The organism is Streptomyces cyaneofuscatus, assembly GCF_000718135.1.
GTDB lineage: Bacteria > Actinomycetota > Actinomycetes > Streptomycetales > Streptomycetaceae > Streptomyces > Streptomyces cyaneofuscatus.
Genome location: NZ_JOEM01000004.1, coordinates 213,175 through 229,495, shown reverse-complemented (window position 1 = coordinate 229,495; position 16,321 = coordinate 213,175). Strand labels below are relative to the sequence as shown.

The 16,321-nt window shown below is 71.2% G+C and carries 13 protein-coding genes; 6 read left to right on the top strand and 7 right to left on the bottom strand.

All coding sequences use genetic code 11. The annotated features are described in order from the left end of the window. The first annotated feature begins 33 nt into the window (after positions 1-33). Complete coding sequence (locus tag IF17_RS0108305; protein ID WP_157851137.1) at positions 34-1,914, top strand: hypothetical protein; 1,881 nt, start codon at positions 34-36, stop codon at positions 1,912-1,914. A gap of 88 nt (positions 1,915-2,002) precedes the next feature. Here IF17_RS0108305 and IF17_RS0108300 read toward each other — a convergent pair whose 3' ends face one another. Together IF17_RS0108300 and IF17_RS0108295 are read right to left on the bottom strand one after the other, a co-directional pair. Continuing rightward, the gene (locus IF17_RS0108300; RefSeq protein ID WP_030563696.1) at positions 2,003-3,475 is read right to left on the bottom strand and encodes an amino acid permease; all 1,473 of its coding nucleotides are present in this window, start codon (positions 3,473-3,475) and stop codon (positions 2,003-2,005) included. Between the two features lie 121 nt (positions 3,476-3,596). Beyond that, positions 3,597-5,048 (bottom strand): amino acid permease, encoded by a 1,452-nt coding sequence (locus IF17_RS0108295; protein ID WP_030563694.1) that lies wholly within the window; start codon positions 5,046-5,048, stop codon positions 3,597-3,599. Positions 5,049-5,348: 300 nt separating this feature from the next. Between IF17_RS0108295 and IF17_RS0108290 the strand changes: the two genes are divergently transcribed. Beyond that, positions 5,349-5,942 (top strand): biotin transporter BioY, encoded by a 594-nt coding sequence (locus IF17_RS0108290; protein ID WP_030563692.1) that lies wholly within the window; start codon positions 5,349-5,351, stop codon positions 5,940-5,942. 18 nt (positions 5,943-5,960) lie between these two features. On the opposite strand, the gene IF17_RS0108285 is transcribed toward IF17_RS0108290, so the two are convergent. Both IF17_RS0108285 and IF17_RS0108280 read right to left on the bottom strand, forming a co-directional pair. Then, positions 5,961-7,256, bottom strand: a complete 1,296-nt coding sequence (locus IF17_RS0108285) for an FAD-binding oxidoreductase (protein WP_030563690.1) — start codon at positions 7,254-7,256, stop codon at positions 5,961-5,963. A gap of 94 nt (positions 7,257-7,350) precedes the next feature. Continuing rightward, the gene (locus IF17_RS0108280; RefSeq protein ID WP_030563688.1) at positions 7,351-8,790 is read right to left on the bottom strand and encodes an amino acid permease; all 1,440 of its coding nucleotides are present in this window, start codon (positions 8,788-8,790) and stop codon (positions 7,351-7,353) included. 261 nt (positions 8,791-9,051) lie between these two features. Between IF17_RS0108280 and IF17_RS0108275 the strand changes: the two genes are divergently transcribed. Together IF17_RS0108275 and IF17_RS0108270 are read left to right on the top strand one after the other, a co-directional pair. Continuing rightward, a complete protein-coding gene (locus tag IF17_RS0108275) occupies positions 9,052-9,540 on the top strand; it encodes a ribose-5-phosphate isomerase (protein ID WP_010062974.1) in 489 nt (162 codons plus the stop codon). A gap of 92 nt (positions 9,541-9,632) precedes the next feature. Then, entirely contained in the window at positions 9,633-10,460 is an 828-nt protein-coding gene (locus IF17_RS0108270; RefSeq protein WP_030563686.1) for an Fpg/Nei family DNA glycosylase, read from the top strand. A 19-nt stretch (positions 10,461-10,479) separates the two neighbouring features. Here the strand turns inward: IF17_RS0108270 and IF17_RS0108265 are convergent, their stop codons facing one another. Further along, positions 10,480-11,715 carry a GNAT family N-acetyltransferase gene (locus IF17_RS0108265; RefSeq protein ID WP_030563684.1) on the bottom strand — a complete coding sequence of 412 codons (1,236 nt, stop codon included), beginning with the start codon at positions 11,713-11,715 and terminating at the stop codon, positions 10,480-10,482. Between the two features lie 105 nt (positions 11,716-11,820). Here IF17_RS0108265 and IF17_RS0108260 point away from each other — a divergent pair, with 105 nt between their 5' ends. Further along, positions 11,821-12,966 carry a PP2C family protein-serine/threonine phosphatase gene (locus tag IF17_RS0108260; protein WP_030563682.1) on the top strand — a complete coding sequence of 382 codons (1,146 nt, stop codon included), beginning with the start codon at positions 11,821-11,823 and terminating at the stop codon, positions 12,964-12,966. Between the two features lie 161 nt (positions 12,967-13,127). Here IF17_RS0108260 and IF17_RS0108255 read toward each other — a convergent pair whose 3' ends face one another. Beyond that, a complete protein-coding gene (locus IF17_RS0108255; protein WP_030563680.1) occupies positions 13,128-14,333 on the bottom strand; it encodes a cation:proton antiporter in 1,206 nt (401 codons plus the stop codon). A 226-nt stretch (positions 14,334-14,559) separates the two neighbouring features. Here IF17_RS0108255 and IF17_RS0108250 point away from each other — a divergent pair, with 226 nt between their 5' ends. Continuing rightward, entirely contained in the window at positions 14,560-15,066 is a 507-nt protein-coding gene (locus IF17_RS0108250; protein ID WP_030563678.1) for an HD domain-containing protein, read from the top strand. A gap of 61 nt (positions 15,067-15,127) precedes the next feature. Here the strand turns inward: IF17_RS0108250 and IF17_RS0108245 are convergent, their stop codons facing one another. Beyond that, complete coding sequence (locus tag IF17_RS0108245) at positions 15,128-16,273, bottom strand: acyltransferase family protein (RefSeq protein ID WP_030563675.1); 1,146 nt, start codon at positions 16,271-16,273, stop codon at positions 15,128-15,130. Positions 16,274-16,321 lie beyond the last annotated feature (48 nt).

The following is a 16,321-nucleotide window of genomic DNA, read 5'->3' as shown; positions in this document are numbered from 1 at the left end:
CGGATTCATCGGGGGAGGAGTCACAATGCGCTGGTGAACAGTCTTCCCGTGCCGCTGCCCGCCGAACACATACCCCCCGGCACCGCCGACTGGCGGACCCCCGACGCCGAGCGCTGGCTCGCCGCCGTGCCCGCCCGGTGGGCGCACCCGCTCTGGGCGGTGCTGGCGCTGGTCGTCTCGATGTTCTGGTACATGGGGGAGGCTCCCCTTGCCCCCTGTACGTCCGCCGAGCCGTGCGGCACCGACTGGTCGGGGCTCGGGATGATGGTCGTGCTGGTGGTGACCCCGTACTGGGTGTGGCGGCAGCCCCGGCTGGCCCTCGTGGGGCTGGCGGCCGGGCTGGTGGGGTTCGCCGAGGACGGCGGCTTCACCGAGTCGTTCGGCGAACCGTACGCACTGGCCTACCCCGTGGCCGCCGCGTTCACCACCGCCGGGATCATCCACCGGCTCACCCTCGCCGGGCGGCAGCGGGCGCTGGCCCTGGAGGCGGCCGGGCCGGTCGCGCAGCCGTTGCCCGCCGCCGCGCTGACGTTCCGCCGGGGCCGGTTCTCCTTCGCCCTGGCCGCCCTGATGCTCGCCGCCGCCGGGTTCGGCTCCTGGCAGGCCCAGCAGGTCGCCGACGCGTACGAGGAGCGGGCCGCGGGCGCCACGCACCTGTCCGGCCTCGTCGTGGCCCAGGAGCAGGATGACGACGGCATCGACATCCTGAAGGTGGAGGCCGACGAGCGGACCCATCGCTTCGAGACGGCCTTCCCCGAGGACTTCCCCGAGGGCAGCCGGGTCGACATCGTGGTGGACGGCGACTGGGCGGCGCTGGTCGCGGAGCCGTACGACGCCTTCGGCTGGGAGACGCTGGTGCTGGGCGGCGCGGCCGCGGCGCTGGGGTTCTTCGCGAACGGCGTGGACGGGCGGACGCGTTCGGCGCGGCTGCGGCCCCGAACGCTGCCGGTGCTGAAAGTGCTGGTGCGTGAGGGACATGAGGACGCCCGTACCTGGGTGTTCGCGGCAGACGACCGGGAGGCCCTCCGGCCCATCCTGCACTTCCACTCGCTGCACGCCTTCGAGGAGGAGGACGAGGAGGAGCAGAAGGAGGGCGACGAGGGGGAAGCGGACGCCGTCGACCTCACCAAGGTCAGGCAGATCCTCAGCGGCGACGACCCGCCCCCGCCGCTGCGGGAGGCGGTCCTGTACGGCGCCCCCTACGCCGGCGCCGAGGTCGCCCTCGCCGCGCGCCTCGACGCGGACGAGCCGGAGGTATTGGTCGAGTGCAGCGTCACCGCCGTGAAGCCGGCCGTCCCCAGGCTGCTGACGCGCGGAGCGAAGAGCCGTAGGCGGAAGAACGAGAGGCGGTCCGTCGAGGAGATCGCCGCCGCCATGACGCCCGGCCCGGGCCTGCGGGTGTGGAAGGCGCACGGCTTCTCGCGCGCCGTGGGCCTCTGCCTGCTGGTGGTGCAGGGCGGCGGCATCTGGGCCATGCTCGACGACGGACCGTCGTGGTCCTGGCTGTGGCTGCCCGTGGCCCTGTCGTGGCTGATCTCGACCGTGGCGACGACGCTCACCTGGCGGATCACCGCCGACCGCGACGGGCTGTGGGTGACCGGGGCGTGGCGCGTCCGGCGGGCCGAGTGGGACGCGATCACCGCCGTACGCCACCACGAGGACGGCATCCGTATCGGCACGGGCAAGGGCCACGACAACGTCGACCTGGCCCCCACCGGCTGGGCGTGGCTGGAGCGCCGCCTGGGCCGTGAGCCGTATGCCGTGCGCGCTGCCGACGAGGTGCGGGCCCTGCACCTCGACCCGGAGCTGCGCCCGGCCGAGGAGGCGCCGGCGTCACGGCAGGGCATGCCGGCCGGGCCGCCGCTGGTGGCCCTCTCGGTGCTGTGGGGCGCGGCGGTGCTGCTTCTGCTGTGACCGGGAAGGCCAGGGAGGGCGGGGCAGAGGAGCCGCCCCGCCTTAGGCATCCCCCGCCCCCCGGATCACAGCAGCGGGCGGCTAGCGGCTACTTCCGCTGCGCCGGGATCTCGGCGGCGTCACTGCTGCGGAGCCGCCGCTGACGTACGACACCGATGCCGATCAGCACCGCCGTCAGCGCCCCCGTGGCCAACAGCTGGTCGCGGGTGTCCGGCTGGCGCAGCATCAGCAGGAAGATGCCCGCCATGCCCGCCAGGGCGACGATCGTGAGGACCGGGAAGAGCCACATCCGTACGACCAGCTTCTCGGGCGACTCGCGCTCGGTGCGGCGGCGCAGGATCAGCTGGGAGACGGCGATGAAGATCCAGACGACCAGGATCACCGCGCCGATCATGTTCAGCAGCCAGGGGAAGACGTCGTCCGGCCGCCAGTAGCTGAGCAGCACGCACAGGAAGCCGAACACCGAGGAGAACAGCACCGCGTTGCGCGGCACCCCGGAGGAGATCCTGCCGAGTACGGCCGGTCCCTGGCCCCGGGCGACCAGGGACCGGGCCATCCGCGAGGCGCCGTAGATGTTGGCGTTCATCGCGGAGAGCAGGGCGATGAGGATGACCACGTTCATGATCTGCGCGGCGCCGCCGATGCCGAGGTGGTCGAGCATCGCGTAGAAGGGGCCGACCTCGGCGACCTTCGGGTTGTCCCAGGGGACCAGGGTGACGATGACGGCCATCGAGCCGATGTAGAAGACAGCGATGCGCCACATCGCCGTACGGACCGCCTTCGCGACGCCCTGCACCGGGTTCTCCGACTCGGCGGCGGCGATGGTGACGGTCTCCAGACCGCCGTACGCGAAGACGGAGGCGAGGAGCCCGATGATGAAGCCGTCCATGCCCTTGGGCAGGAAGCCGCCGTCGCCGGTGAGGTTGGTCAGACCGGGCGCGTCCGTGTCCGGGAGGACGCCGAAGATCGCCAGCAGGCCGAGCACCAGGAACAGGGTGATCGCGATGACCTTGAGCGCGGCGAACCAGAACTCGAACTCGCCGAAGTTCTTCACGGCCGCCAGGTTCGTCCCCAGGAAGACCACCATGAACAGGGCGACCCAGGCCCACTCGGGCGTCCCGGGCAGCCAGCCGCTGACGATCTGGGCGGCGCCGATGCCCTCCAGGCCGACGGCGACGCAGAGCAGGAACCAGAAGGACCAGCCCGCGGTGAACCCGGCCCAGGGGCCGATCGCCCGTTCGGCGTGCACGGAGAAGGAGCCGGAGGCCGGGTTGGCGGCCGACATCTCGCCGAGCATGCGCATCACCATCATGACGAGCAGCCCGGAGAGCGCGTACGCGACGACGATCGAGGGGCCGGCGGCGGCGATCCCGGCCCCGGAGCCCACGAAGAGCCCAGCGCCGATGACCCCGCCGAGGGCGATCATCGAGAGGTGCCGCTGCTTGAGACCGTGGGTGAGCGCGGAGTCCGCCGAGGCCCCGGTGGGGGCCGCGGAGTCCGCCGAGGCCCCGGTGGGGGCCGCGGAGTCAGCGGTGGGGGGAGACGCGGAGGTCCGAGACATGGACAAGCTCTGTTCGCTAGCGGAGACAGGGGAACGAACCCACAGTCTGAGCATCCGCACCGCTCACACGGAACGGGTGTCCGCTATACGGGCACGAGGCTCACACAAGGTGCACACGCGCCTACCGGCCGGTAAGGGCCGACCCCTTGCGTTCCGACCCCGTGCGTCCCCGCTGCTCCCGCCACTGACGCCCCACCGCCACCAGCAGCACCAGCGCCGTCGCCCCCGCCGACCACAGCACCTGCGGCCGCGCGTCGGCATCCGTCAGCATCAGCACCAGCACCCCCAGCAGCCCCGCCAGCGTCAGCCAGGTCAGATACGGGAACCACCACATCCGCAGCGCGAGCGCACCCGGCGCCTCCCGCTCCAGCCGGGCGCGCAGCCGCAGTTGGGAGGCGGCGATCAGCGCCCAGACGAACAGGAGCACCGCGCCGACGGAGTTGAGCATGTAGAGGAACACGGTGTCCGGCCAGAGCAGATTGAGCAGGACGGAGACGAAGCCGAACGCCACCGAGGCCAGCACCGCCCGCCGGGGCACCCCGCCCTCCGTACCAGGCCTGCGGGACACCTTCAGCAGCCCGCGCGGCGCCTCCCCGCGCTCGGCCAGCGAGAACACCATCCGCGAGGAGCCGTACAGATTGGCGTTGAGCGCCGAGAGCAGCGCCACGAACACCACGATGTTCATGATCTGCCCGGCCGACGGCACCCCGATCGAGTCCAGCACCTTCACGTACGGGCTCAGCCCGGCCTGCTGGGCGGTCCACGGCAGCACGGTCACGATGACCAGCATCGACCCGACGTAGAAGAAGAGGATGCGCACCACCGCGCTGCGCACCGCGCGCCCGACCGCGCGCGCCGGGTCGTCCGTCTCGGCGGCGGCGATGGTGACGACCTCCAGGCCGCCGAAGGCGAAGACCACGGTCAGGACGCCGGAGACGACCCCGCCCCAGCCGTTCGGCAGGAAGCCCCCCTGGCCGGTCAGGTTGGTCATCCCGACCGGGTCGGTGTCCGGGAGCAGGCCGAAGACCGCCAGGCCGCCGAGCACCAGAAAGACCACGATCGCGCCGACCTTCAAGGAGGCGAACCAGAACTCGAACTCGCCGAAGTTCTTCACCGCCGCCAGGTTGGCCGCGGTGAACACGATCATGAACAGCAGCACCCACGCCCACGGTTCGACCGCCGGCACCCACCCGTGGGCGATCTGCGCGGCGGCCGTCGCCTCCACGGCGAGGACCACGACGAGCAGGAACCAGTACAGCCAGCCGACGCTGAACCCGGCCCACCGCCCGAGCGCCCGCTCCGCGTGCACGGAGAAGGAGCCGGAGGCGGGCATCGCGGCGGACATCTCGCCGAGCATCCGCATGACCAGCATCGCGAGCGCGCCCGCGATCAGGTACGAGACGACGATGGCGGGCCCCGCCACCGCGATGCCCGCGCCCGACCCGACGAACAGCCCGGCCCCGATCACCCCGCCGAGCCCGAGCATCGTGAGGTGACGCTGTTTCAGCCCGTGCTCCAGGGGCTCAGCAGGGGTCGTGGAAGCCCCGGACGGGGTGGGGGGAGCCTCGTGCATGGTGTGCGGGTCACTCTCGGATCATTTATGGGGAACCTACAGTCTGGGCCCGCGATGCCCCTCCCGCCAAAACGGACCACCCACCGCCCCACCTCAGTGACGAGCATCACGCCCAGCGGCGATTGCGCGGGGACCTTTGTGCGAATCCCACCAACCCGTCAACCACCGCTTTGTGGGCGGCTGATGGTGATCGGTCGTTCACTGCTGGGCTAACGTCGGCAGCAGTCCCACCCCACCTGCCCCACCCCACCTGCCTGGCGGAGCCGTCCCAGCCCGCCTGCCCTCACCCGCGGAGACCCGATGAGCACTGCTGCCGCCCCCGTCCGTTCCGGAGCGGTCCTCGCCGACCTGCTGCCCGCAGCCCGGCACCGCTACGCCGTCGACGCGGCCCTCGTGCTGGGCGGCGCCGCCCTCACCGGCATCGCGGCGCAGATCTCCGTCCCCGTCCCCGGCTCCCCGGTCCCCGTCACCGGCCAGACCTTCGCCGCGCTCCTCATCGGCACCGCGCTCGGCGCCCGCCGCGGCTTCCTCGCCCTGGCGCTGTACGCGGTCGTCGGCATGGCCGGGATGCCGTGGTTCGCGGAGGGCACCTCGGGCTACGCGATGCCGTCCCTCGGCTACATCCTCGGGATGCTGCTCGCCGCCACCGTCGTCGGCGCCCTCGCCCGCCGCGGCGGTGACCGCTCGGTGCTCCGCACGGCGGGCACGATGGTGATCGGCTCCGCGATCATCTACGCCGTCGGCGTGCCCTACCTGGCGCTCGCCACCGGCATGTCCCTGAGCGCCGCCGTCGCGGCCGGCCTCGTCCCGTTCCTGATCGGCGACGCGCTCAAGGCGGCCCTGGCGATGGGCGCGCTACCCGCCTCCTGGAAGCTGCTGGGCCGCCGAGGCTGATCCCGTTCGCCCGAAGACTCAGGCCCCGTACGGGCCACCGAAGAGGCCCGCCGGATCGTACTGGGAGACCAGACCGGCGAGCCTCTTCGCCGTCTCCGCCTCATGGAAACCGGCGGTACGGTCCCCGCCGCCGAAGGAGAAGTTCAGCGACCGCCCCAGGACGGCCGGCTCCAGCACCCGCCCCACCTCCCCGTACAGCGCACGCACCGCGCCCACCTCCGTACCGTCCAGCGGCGACAGCAGCCGCAGCAGGAACCCGGCATCGCGGTACGGCACGGCGTTCTCCACCTCCGGCCGCGCAGCCAGTGCCCCGCCCAGGTGGTTGAGCTGCACCACGGTCATCATCGGCGCCCGGGGCCCGGCCAGTTCAAACGCCTGTACGGTCCGCTCCGCGTCCGGCTCGCCGAGCACCGCACTGTCCCCGTAGTAGGCGTGCGGGAACGGCGGGTCGCTGTGGATGGTGTGGCTCTCGGTGTACGGCATCTCCCGCAGCAAGTCCGAGAGGATCGGCGCGGACCTCCCGATCGCCCGCAACGGCGCCACCAGCCGCTCGCCCTCCTCCGCGCTCCCCGTGAACGCCACCCGCACGGAGATCACGTACCGCCCGCGCAGCTCCTCCGGCAACTGCGGCAGGGCGGGGTAGACGAGCGCGGCCAGCGACGAGGTCAGGGTCTCCGGCACGGTCCGCGTCCACGCCAGATAGCCGCGCACCACCTCGGCCGCCCACGCCCCGTCGAAGACGATCGAGCCGCCGTAGAGCCGCTCCACCGCCACCAGAGCGATCTCCATGCCGGTCACCACCCCCAGCCGGTGCCCACCCCCGCGCAGCCCCCAGAAGAGCTCCGGCTCGCGCTCCGGCGTGACCCGGCGTGCGGTGCCGTCGGCGGTCACCACGTCCAGCGAGCGCACGTGGTCGGCGGCGTACCCGAACTCCCGGGCCAGGATTCCGAGCCCACCGCCCAGCGTGTAGGAGACGGCGCCCACGGAGGGGGAGGAGCCGTTGAGCGGGGCGAGCCCGTGCGGGGCCGCCGCCTCGATCACCCGGCCCCAGCTCGCGCCCGCGCCGATCCGGGCGGTACGGCGGACCGGGTCGACGGTGACGGAGTCCAGGGCGCGGGTGGCGATGAGGACCCCGCCCTCGACGGGGCCGGGGAGGCCGTGGCCGGAGGCGTGCGCGGCGACGTGCAGCCCGCGCCCGCCGGCGTACGCCACGGCCTCCCGTACATCCTCGGGCGTGGCGGCCTCCACCAGCCGGTCGGGCCGGATGGGGAAGCCGGTCTGGAAGGTGGGTGGTGCGGGTGGTGCGGAAACCATGAGGGAGGCTCTCCTTCGCTCGCGCTGACGCGGTACGAAGAAGAGCCTCCCTGGTATACGTGACATCTCCCGTCACGTATCACTCACGTACGGGTCACTCGGCAGGGGTGACCGCCTTGCGGCTGCGCGCCTCCCGGACCAGCGAGATGCCCACCACCAGCGCCGCGACCAGCAGCGACAGCACGACCTGCTCGCGGGCGGTGTCGTCGGTCAGCATGTAGACCAGGACGAAGGAGATCGCCGCGATCGTCGCCCAGGTGAGGTACGGGAAGAGCCACATCCGTACGACCAGCTTGCCCGGGGTCTCGCGCAGGATGATCCCGCGCATCCGCAGCTGGGTGAAGCAGATGACCAGCCAGACGAAGAGCGCGACCGCGCCGGAGGAGTTCAGCAGGAACGCGAACACCGTGTCGGGCCACTGGTAGTTGAAGAACACCGCCACGAAGCCGAAGACGACCGAGGACAGGATCGCCGCCTGCGGCACGCCGCGCTTGTTGACCTGGGCGAAGGACTTCGGCGCGTCGCCCCGCTCGCCGAGCGAGAACGCCATCCGGGAGGCCGTGTACAGGCCGGAGTTGAGACACGACAGCACGGCCGTCAGCACGATGAAGTCCATGACGTTGCCGGCCTGCGGGATCCCGATCGAGTCGAGGGCGGCGACATAGCTGCCCTTCTCCTGGATCGACGGGTCGTTCCATGGCAGCAGCGTCAGCACGACGAAGATCGAGCCGAGGTAGAAGACGGCGATACGCCAGATCACGCTGTTGGTGGCCTTCGAGACGGCCCGCTGCGGGTCCGAGGACTCGCCGGCGGCCAGCGTCACGATCTCACTGCCCATGAACGAGAAGACGACCATCAGCACACCGGTCAGGATCGCTCCGGGTCCCTCGGGGAAGAACCCGCCGCTGTCCGTCAGATGCGCGAGACCCGACCCCGGGTTGTCCGAACCGGGCAGGAACCCGAAGACCGCGAGGAAGCCGACGACCACGAACGCGGCGATCGCCACGACCTTGATCCCGGCGAACCAGAACTCGAACTCACCGTAACTGCCCACGGACACCAGGTTGGTGGCGGTCAGCACGACCATCACGATCAGCGCCCAGGCCCACTGCGGGACGCCCGGGATCCAGCTCTCCAGGATCTTGGCGCCGGCCGTGGCCTCGACGGCGAGCACCACGACCCAGAAGAACCAGTAGAGCCAGCCGATGGAGAAACCGGCCCACCGGCCCAGCGCCTGGTCGGCGTAGGCGGAGAAGGAGCCGGAGCTCGGGCGGGCGGCGGCCATCTCACCGAGCATCCGCATCACGAGGACGACCATCAGGCCGACCATCGCGTACGAGATCAGGATCGCCGGACCGGCGGCCGCGATGCCCGCACTCGATCCCACGAAGAGCCCGGCGCCGATCACGCCGCCGATCGCGATCATCGAGAGGTGGCGGTTCTTCAGGCCTGCCTGAAGCCCGCCCGACGAGTCCGGCCGGTCCGGCTCACCGGGCTCCTGGCCCGGCTTCGCCAGCGTCGTCTGCGACGTCATGGGGGGATTCCTTACCTTTTCGAGCATGAGGGTGTGCCCTGCTCCGCCGTCGGATCGTGCCCGTGGGGTGGGCGAAGACAAGGCCACGCATTCAAGCCCGATACAAGGCGGAAGGGGAACCCCCTCTTTCGGATCGTTTGCCTGATCGTTGCCCGAGTGGTGTTCGCCACACAGAATCGGGCTCGAACCTGCGAATCATCGAATGAGGGTGTGCGACCCCGCTGACGGCTACCCGGCGAAGTTCGTGCCACACTTCGCACCATGCGCGTGTACCTCGGATCCGACCATGCCGGTTACGAACTCAAGAACCACCTCGTCGAGTGGCTCGGTGCCCACGGGCACGAGGCCGTCGACTGCGGTCCCCACATCTACGACGCCCAGGACGACTATCCGCCGTTCTGCCTCCGTGCCGCCGAGAAGACGGCCGCGGACCCGGACAGCCTCGGCATCGTGATCGGCGGCTCCGGCAACGGCGAGCAGATCGCCGCCAACAAGGTCAAGGGCGTCCGCGCCGCACTGGCCTGGAGCGAGCAGACCGCCGCCCTCGGCCGCGAGCACAACAACGCCAACGTCGTCGCGATCGGCGGCCGGATGCACACGGTGGAGGAGTCGACGAAGTTCGTCGAGATCTTCCTCTCCACGCCGTACTCGAACGAGGAGCGCCACACGCGCCGCATCGAGATGCTCTCGGCGTACGAGAACACCGGCGAGCTCCCCCCGATCCCGGCCCACCACCCGCAGCAGGGCTGACCCTTACGCCACCTGTGCCGCCGGGTCCCGGACCCGGCGGCACGGCCATGTCACCGCCCGCGCTTCCAGAGGAACCACAGGAGCAGCCCGCCGTGCCCGAGGGACACACGATCCACCGCCTCGCCCAGGACCACGCCGAGCGGTTCGTGGGCGGACCGGTCCGGGTGAGCAGCCCGCAGGGCAAGTTCTCCGACAGCGCTGCCCTCCTCGACGGGCACACCCTCACCACCACCGACGCCCACGGCAAGCACCTCTTCCTGGGCTTCGGCGAGACCGGCTGGGTCCACATCCACCTCGGCCTCTTCGGCAAGCTCGGCTTCGGCACCGCCCCGCCCCCGCCGCCCACCGACACCGTCCGCCTCCGCCTGGTCAACGCGGCCCACCACGCCGATCTGCGCGGCCCCACCACCTGCGCCCTGATCACCGAGCCCGAGAAGCGCGCGATACACGAGCGCCTGGGCCCGGACCCGCTCCGTGGCGACGAGGGCGGGGAGCGCGCCTGGCAGCGGATCTCCCGCAGCCGGACCACGGTCGCCGCGCTCCTGATGGACCAGCAGGTCATCGCGGGCGTCGGCAACGTCTACCGGGCCGAGGTCCTGTTCCGCCACGGCATCGACCCGTACCGCGCGGGCAAGGACCTCACCCGCGCCGAGTGGGACGCGATCTGGGCGGACCTGGTGGAGCTGATGCACGAGGGCGTGCGGCACAACCGGATCGACACCGTCCGCCCCGAGCACCTCCCCGAGGCGATGGGCCGCCCGCCCCGCAAGGACGACCACGGCGGCGAGGTCTACGTCTACCGCCGGGCCAACCTGCCCTGCCACATCTGCGAGAGCGAGATCCGGACGGCGGACCTCGCCGCCCGCAACCTCTTCTGGTGCCCGCGCTGCCAGGACCCGGGCGCTTCGTCCGAGGCCTGACCCGCGTACCCGTCCCGGCTCAGAACCCGTGCGGCAGCCACGGCTCCACGTGCCACGAGAACGCCGAGGAGACCTCCTCCACCGCTCCCGGCCGCACCTCCCGCACCCGCCCCGCCGCCGCGAGCGAGGTGAACGACACCCCGCCGAGGTAGGCGGCGCCCAGCTCCCGTACCGACAGCTCCAGATCCGGCGCGCGATCCGGCGCACGCCGGCACGAGGCACCGCCCTTGGCGTCCGCCACCAGGTGCCAGCGCCCCGCGTTCCACGGGCAGAAGTCGTCCTCGACCTCCAGCACCACATCCACCGGCGTCCGGTACGCACGCGCCTCCAGCGCCGCCCCCACCTCCACCAGCCGTAGGTACAGCGCGTCCTGCACCCGTGCCTCGCACCGCCGCACGTCCGAGACCAGATGCATCAGCGGCTCGTCCATCGGACGGGGTCCCGCCTCCACGGACGACGTCAGGTCGATGCCGAACAGGAACCGCCACAGCGCCGCGTACGACGCCGGATCCAGCGCCCCCAGGTCCCGCAGCGCCACCGTCCCCTTCGGCCCCGCCCGGTCCCAGTCCGGCCGCACCCGGAACGTGGCGTACCCGGTCACCTCGCCGTCCCGCTCGGCCAGCACGCACTGCAACGGCGAGGCGCCCGCCCGGTCCTTCTCCGTGTCGATCACCGCGGCCTGCTCCCACTTCGGCTGCCGCACCGGCGTACCCGGACGCTCCGCGGCGAGCCGCCCGTACACCTCCTCGCACGCGGGCAGGGCCGCCACGGGATCCGTGTACCGCACCCGTACGTCCTCCGTGCCCGGAGGCAGATCGAGCTGTACGCGGGAGGTGTCGACGTTCACGCTCAGGGCCCGGGTCGCGGCCCCGTACCCGAAGCGCCCGTAGATGGCCGGTTCCGAGGCCGTCAGCACGGCGAGCGGCTCGCCCCAGGACCGTACGTCGTCCAACTGGCGCCGCATCATCGTCCGCAGCAGCCCGCGCCGCCGGTGCGTCCCCGAGACGCTCACCGCCGTCACCCCCGCCGTGTCCACCGCCGCCCCGCCGGGCACGGTCAGCCGGAAGCTGTAGGCCCCCGCCGTACCGACGCACACCTCCCCGTCCCACAGGCCGATGGACCGGTCGTGCTCGGTCAGGTCCTGCCAGAGCGCACGCGACTCCGGGGCGCTCAGCACACCCCCGAACGCACGCTCCAGACAGGCGAACCAGGGGTCCCATTCGGCAGGTCGCAGCACACGGAGTTCTGAAGTCATAGGCCATCCCTACCAGGGTGAGCGGAAGCGGACGACCCGATTTCGCGCGCATCGGCACCGGGGTCCCCCTGCACCGGAGGCGTCCGGGTGGATAGGGTCCCGGCAATGGCCCGTCGCGGAGGAGTGGACGACTTCTGGGCCCGGTGGCGCAGATCGGCGCACCGGGCCCGCATCGGGCTGCGCAGATCCGGGGTGGACTACTTCCGGGGCGACGGCTCCGACTGGATCGCGATGGCCGGTCTGCTGCTGACGATTCCCGCCATCACCTTCGCCACCATCGCCAGCCCGGTCTGGATCGACCCGGCCGCCCTCGCCCTCCCCATCGTCGCGGGCGGCCTCCTGCTGCGCCCCGCCAGCCTGCTCGGCCTGTACGCCACGGCCGCCGGCGCCCTGATCGTGGAGGCGCTCACCCTCGGCCCGTACCTGGACGGCCCAGCTCGGGTCACCCCGGGCACCGTCCTCGTGGTCGCCGCCTGCGGGTTCTTCGGGCTGGTCCTCGCCCAGTTCCGGGCCCGGGTCGGAGTGCCGTGGCGGCGCGGCGGCACCATGCTCTTCGACCTGCGCGAACGCATCCGGGTCCAGAGCGCCCTGCCCCGGCTGCCCCAGGGCTGGCACCGCGAGATGGCCCTGCGCCCGGCCGGCGGCCAGTCCTTCTCCGGGGACTTCGTCGTCGCGGCCCGCACCCACGGCGGCCGGACCCTGGAGGTCGTCCTCACCGACGTCTCCGGCAAGGGCATGGACGCGGGCTCCCGGGCCCTGCTGCTCTCCGGCGCCTTCGGCGGCCTGCTCGGCTCGCTGCCGCCGCACGGCTTCCTCGCCGCCGCCAACGGCTATCTGCTGCGGCAGGACTGGGACGAGGGGTTCGCGACCTCGATCCACCTGGTGCTGGACCTGGACTCCGGCGACTACGAGATCTTCTCGGCCGGCCATCCGCCCGCGCTCCAGCTGCACGCGGGCAGCGGCCAGTGGGAGGAGAAGTCGGGGGAGGGGCCGCTGCTCGGCGTCTACGACGGGGCCGAGTTCGACGCGGTCAAGGGCTCGCTCGCCCCGGGCGATGTGCTGATGCTCTTCACGGACGGACTGGTGGAGGCGTCCGACCGGGACATCGCCGAGGGGATCGACCGGCTGACCGGCGAGGCCGACCGTTATGTCCCCGCCGGCTTCGAGGGCGCGGCCTGGCATCTGATCGAGGCCTGCGCCAAGGACGTCAACGACGACCGGGCGCTCCTGCTGCTCTCGCGCAGGCACTGAGAGGGCCTCGTCGCCACTGAGAGAGCCTCGTCGGCACCGAAAGGGCCTCCCTCGTCGGCACCGAGAGGGCCTCGTCAACGGAGAGGTGCCCATCACCCGCGAGTGATCATGTGGTGATCGTCACTCACGGGTGCGGCACGAGGACACCTCTCCGCCTCCGTTCAGACCGACACCGGGATCTGCTCCTGATCCTTGTCGCCGTCCTTCCCGCCACCGTCCTTGCCGCCACCGCGTCCGCCGGGCAGGATCCGGGCCAGCCAGTGCGAGCGTCCGGCCGCCAGCGGGGCGAGAACGGCGAGCAGGAGCACGTAGCCGGCGATGAACGGCGAGAGCCGGCTGTCGAGTCCGGCGGCGGCCGCCATCGTCGCGAGGATGAGCGCGAACTCGCCGCGGGCCACCAGCGTGGTGGCGATGTTGGCCGTGCCCTGCGAGCCGAAGTCGTAGATCCGGGCGGCGGCGAGACCCGCCGCCACGTTCATCGCGAGCGTCAGGACGACGGCCGCCAGCACCGGCCAGAAGACGCTCGGGAGGACGCCGGGGTCGATGGAGAGACCGAAGGCGAAGAAGAAGATCGCGCCGAACGCGTCGCGCAGCGGGTGGACCAGCTTGAGGATGCGCTCGCCGGAGGTGGTCGAGCCGAGCATGAGACCGACCATGAAGGCACCGATCGCGTCGGCGACGCCGAACATCTCGGAGACACCGGCGACGAAGACCGCGACACCGAGGAAGGAGATGACGAGGAGCTCGTCGTCCCTGGTGTTCATCAGCTTGCCGATGAGCTTCGTCCCGAACCGGGCCGCCAGGGCGAGCAGCAGCAGGAAGCCGAAGGCCTTGCCGGCGTCGACGAGCATCGCCGAGAGGCTGTCCGCACCGGACAGGATGGGCTGGAGAGCGGCGAGGTAGAGGGCGAGGAAGACGTCCTCGACGACGATGATGCCGAGGATCGGCCGGGTCTCCGGGTTACCGATCCGCCCCAGGTCCACCAGGATCTTGGTGACGATGGCGGACGAGGATATGCCGAGCACACCGGCGAGTACCAGCGCCTCGGACGTGCCCCAGCCCAGCGCGAAACCGAAGCCGAGACCGGCGCCCACGTTCAGGACCAGATAGGTCCCGCCCGCGATGGCCATCTTCCGGCCGCCCGTCCTGAGGTCGTCCATGTGGAACTCGAGCCCCAGGTAGAAGAGCAGGAGGACGAGTCCCAGCGCGGAGAGCATCTCCAGGTCGTGCGGGTTGGAGAGAAGCGTGTAACCGGGGGTGTGAGGGCCGAGAAGGATGCCGGCCAGGATGAACAGGGGGATCGTAGGCAGCCCGATGCGGCCGCCGAGGCGGGCGAGGACGGCAGCGGCCAGGAAGGCGCCGCCCATGGCGAGGAGGGTGTCTGCGTGTCCGATGAGCCTGTTCCTTCGGGAGTAGGTCAAGAGGGTGTCAAGGGAGCGTCAATAAACCATCAGTAATTAGTTTACCGAACGATTGACTCTGCAACTATGAGGCCTTCGTATTGTTAGCTTTTGTCTGTTTGGGGAATGGTGGCCGTTCCCGTCAACGCCGCAGACCGGAGGGGGAGTTGACGCGCCGCCGTAGAGTCGGGCCATGTCCGGCAACCATCTGAACCTGGCCCAGGTCGAGGCTCTCGCCCGCGAGGCCCATGCGACGCAGACCGACAAGGCGGGCCGCCCCTACACGGAACACCTGGCGGCGGTGGCCGAGGGGGTGCGGGTGCGCGGCGGCAGCGACCGGCAGATCGCCGCGGCCTGGCTGCACGACGCGATAGAGGACGGCGCGCTCTCGGCGCGGTGGCTGGCGGAGGCCGCGCTGCCGCAGGAGGTCAAGGACATGGTTCTGGCCGTCACCAAGCGGCCGGGCGAGGAGCTGTCCGCGTACACGGCCCGGATCCTCGCCACCCCGGGCGCCCTGCTCGTCAAGGAGGCGGATCTGGCCCACAACGCGGATCCGGTTCGCCTCGCGGTCCTGGAGGAGCCGACCCGTACCCGGCTGACGGCGAAGTATGCGCAGGTGCGGGGGCTGTTGGGGCTGACCGGCGGGAAGCCACCCTCGGACCGAAAGGATTCGGCCAACCCGGAAGCGCGTAACCCGTAAACGCACTGATCCACCCGCGGCCGGCGCCAGGGGTGGATCAGGTGGGAGGGAAAGAGCGGCTTCAGCGCTTCGCGGGGTCCTTCCGGAACGCCCACTTCAAGTCCGGCTCGGTGGCGAACTTCAGGGCCCGGGCCACCGGCCGCGAGCACATGAGCGTCACCGCACCCGCCGCCACGACCGAGACGAGCACCAGGCCGACGGGGCCGGAGAGCCAGGTGTGCCGGTCGAACAGGCCCGTGTACACAGCGCCCTTGATCAGGAAGCCGTGGAGCAGATAGCCGCAGATCGTCCCGGCGCCCAGCGCCGTGAACCACATGTTCCGGCGCGGCACCCAGGCCAGGAAGCTGATGGTCAGCGCCAGGGCGCAGCCGAACAGGGCCAGCGACATCACCGCGCCCGACCACCACGGGGCGTCCATCTCCTGGGCGCTGTTGGCGCGGTAGAGCCAGCCGAGCTGCATGCGCGGGGCGATCCAGTACGCGAACAGCAGCGCGCCCGCGAACAGCGGCAGGGCGAGCAGCCGCACCTCGCGGCGCCGGATCAGCTGGAAGTGCTCGGGCTTCATCAGCAGGCCGAGGACGAAGAACGGCAGGAACTGGAAGACCCGCTGGAGATCCAGGTCGTCGCCGATGTCGGGGGAGACCGAGGCCAGCATCGCGATGGCGAGCGCCACCGGCAGCGGATGGCGCAGGGTGAGCCAGATCGGTGTGGTGACCCGCCAGATGAACAGGGCGATCAGGAACCACGTCAGGAACAGCGGATCGACCAGGGTGATCGAGGTGTCGGGTGAGTCGTCCACGTACCGCTTGAAGAGCGAATAGGCCGTCTCGAACAGCACATACGGCACGGCGACCCCGGTGATCAGGCGCTTCACCTTGGGGGACGACATGTCGAACGTACGGGAGAAATAGCCGGAGATGAGGATGAAGGCCGGCATGTGGAACGTGTACACGATCATGTAGAGCGCCCGGGTGGCCCGGCTGCCGTCCATCACCGGTTCCCAGGCGTGCGCCACCGCGACCAGGACGATGGCCAGATACTTCACGTTGTCGAAGTAGGGATCGCGCCGCTTGGCCGCCTTTGCCGGGGCTTCGGTGCGGGCCGGGGCGGCGTTCGTGGGGGTGGGCGTCTGCTCGCGTCTGGGCTCCGGCTCCCGGGTCGCCGGGGGGAGCGGGGCCCTTGTGAATACGCTCGGAGCTTGGAACATCTAAGGCACCTTAGACCCGTCGATTGCCACGCGTAAAACCACGATGAG

What these genes read in the sequence shown, in the direction of transcription:
- IF17_RS0108300 (WP_030563696.1), bottom strand. Translation starts at nt 3,475, where the DNA reads ATGTCTCGGACCTCCGCGTCTCCCCCCACCGCTGACTCCGCGGCCCCC.
- IF17_RS0108295 (WP_030563694.1), bottom strand. Translation starts at nt 5,048, where the DNA reads ATGCACGAGGCTCCCCCCACCCCGTCCGGGGCTTCCACGACCCCTGCT.
- IF17_RS0108290 (WP_030563692.1), top strand. Translation starts at nt 5,349, where the DNA reads ATGAGCACTGCTGCCGCCCCCGTCCGTTCCGGAGCGGTCCTCGCCGAC.
- IF17_RS0108285 (WP_030563690.1), bottom strand. Translation starts at nt 7,256, where the DNA reads ATGGTTTCCGCACCACCCGCACCACCCACCTTCCAGACCGGCTTCCCC.
- IF17_RS0108280 (WP_030563688.1), bottom strand. Translation starts at nt 8,790, where the DNA reads ATGACGTCGCAGACGACGCTGGCGAAGCCGGGCCAGGAGCCCGGTGAG.
- IF17_RS0108275 (WP_010062974.1), top strand. Translation starts at nt 9,052, where the DNA reads ATGCGCGTGTACCTCGGATCCGACCATGCCGGTTACGAACTCAAGAAC.
- IF17_RS0108265 (WP_030563684.1), bottom strand. Translation starts at nt 11,715, where the DNA reads ATGACTTCAGAACTCCGTGTGCTGCGACCTGCCGAATGGGACCCCTGG.
- IF17_RS0108260 (WP_030563682.1), top strand. Translation starts at nt 11,821, where the DNA reads ATGGCCCGTCGCGGAGGAGTGGACGACTTCTGGGCCCGGTGGCGCAGA.
- IF17_RS0108255 (WP_030563680.1), bottom strand. Translation starts at nt 14,333, where the DNA reads ATGGGCGGCGCCTTCCTGGCCGCTGCCGTCCTCGCCCGCCTCGGCGGC.
- IF17_RS0108250 (WP_030563678.1), top strand. Translation starts at nt 14,560, where the DNA reads ATGTCCGGCAACCATCTGAACCTGGCCCAGGTCGAGGCTCTCGCCCGC.
- IF17_RS0108245 (WP_030563675.1), bottom strand. Translation starts at nt 16,273, where the DNA reads ATGTTCCAAGCTCCGAGCGTATTCACAAGGGCCCCGCTCCCCCCGGCG.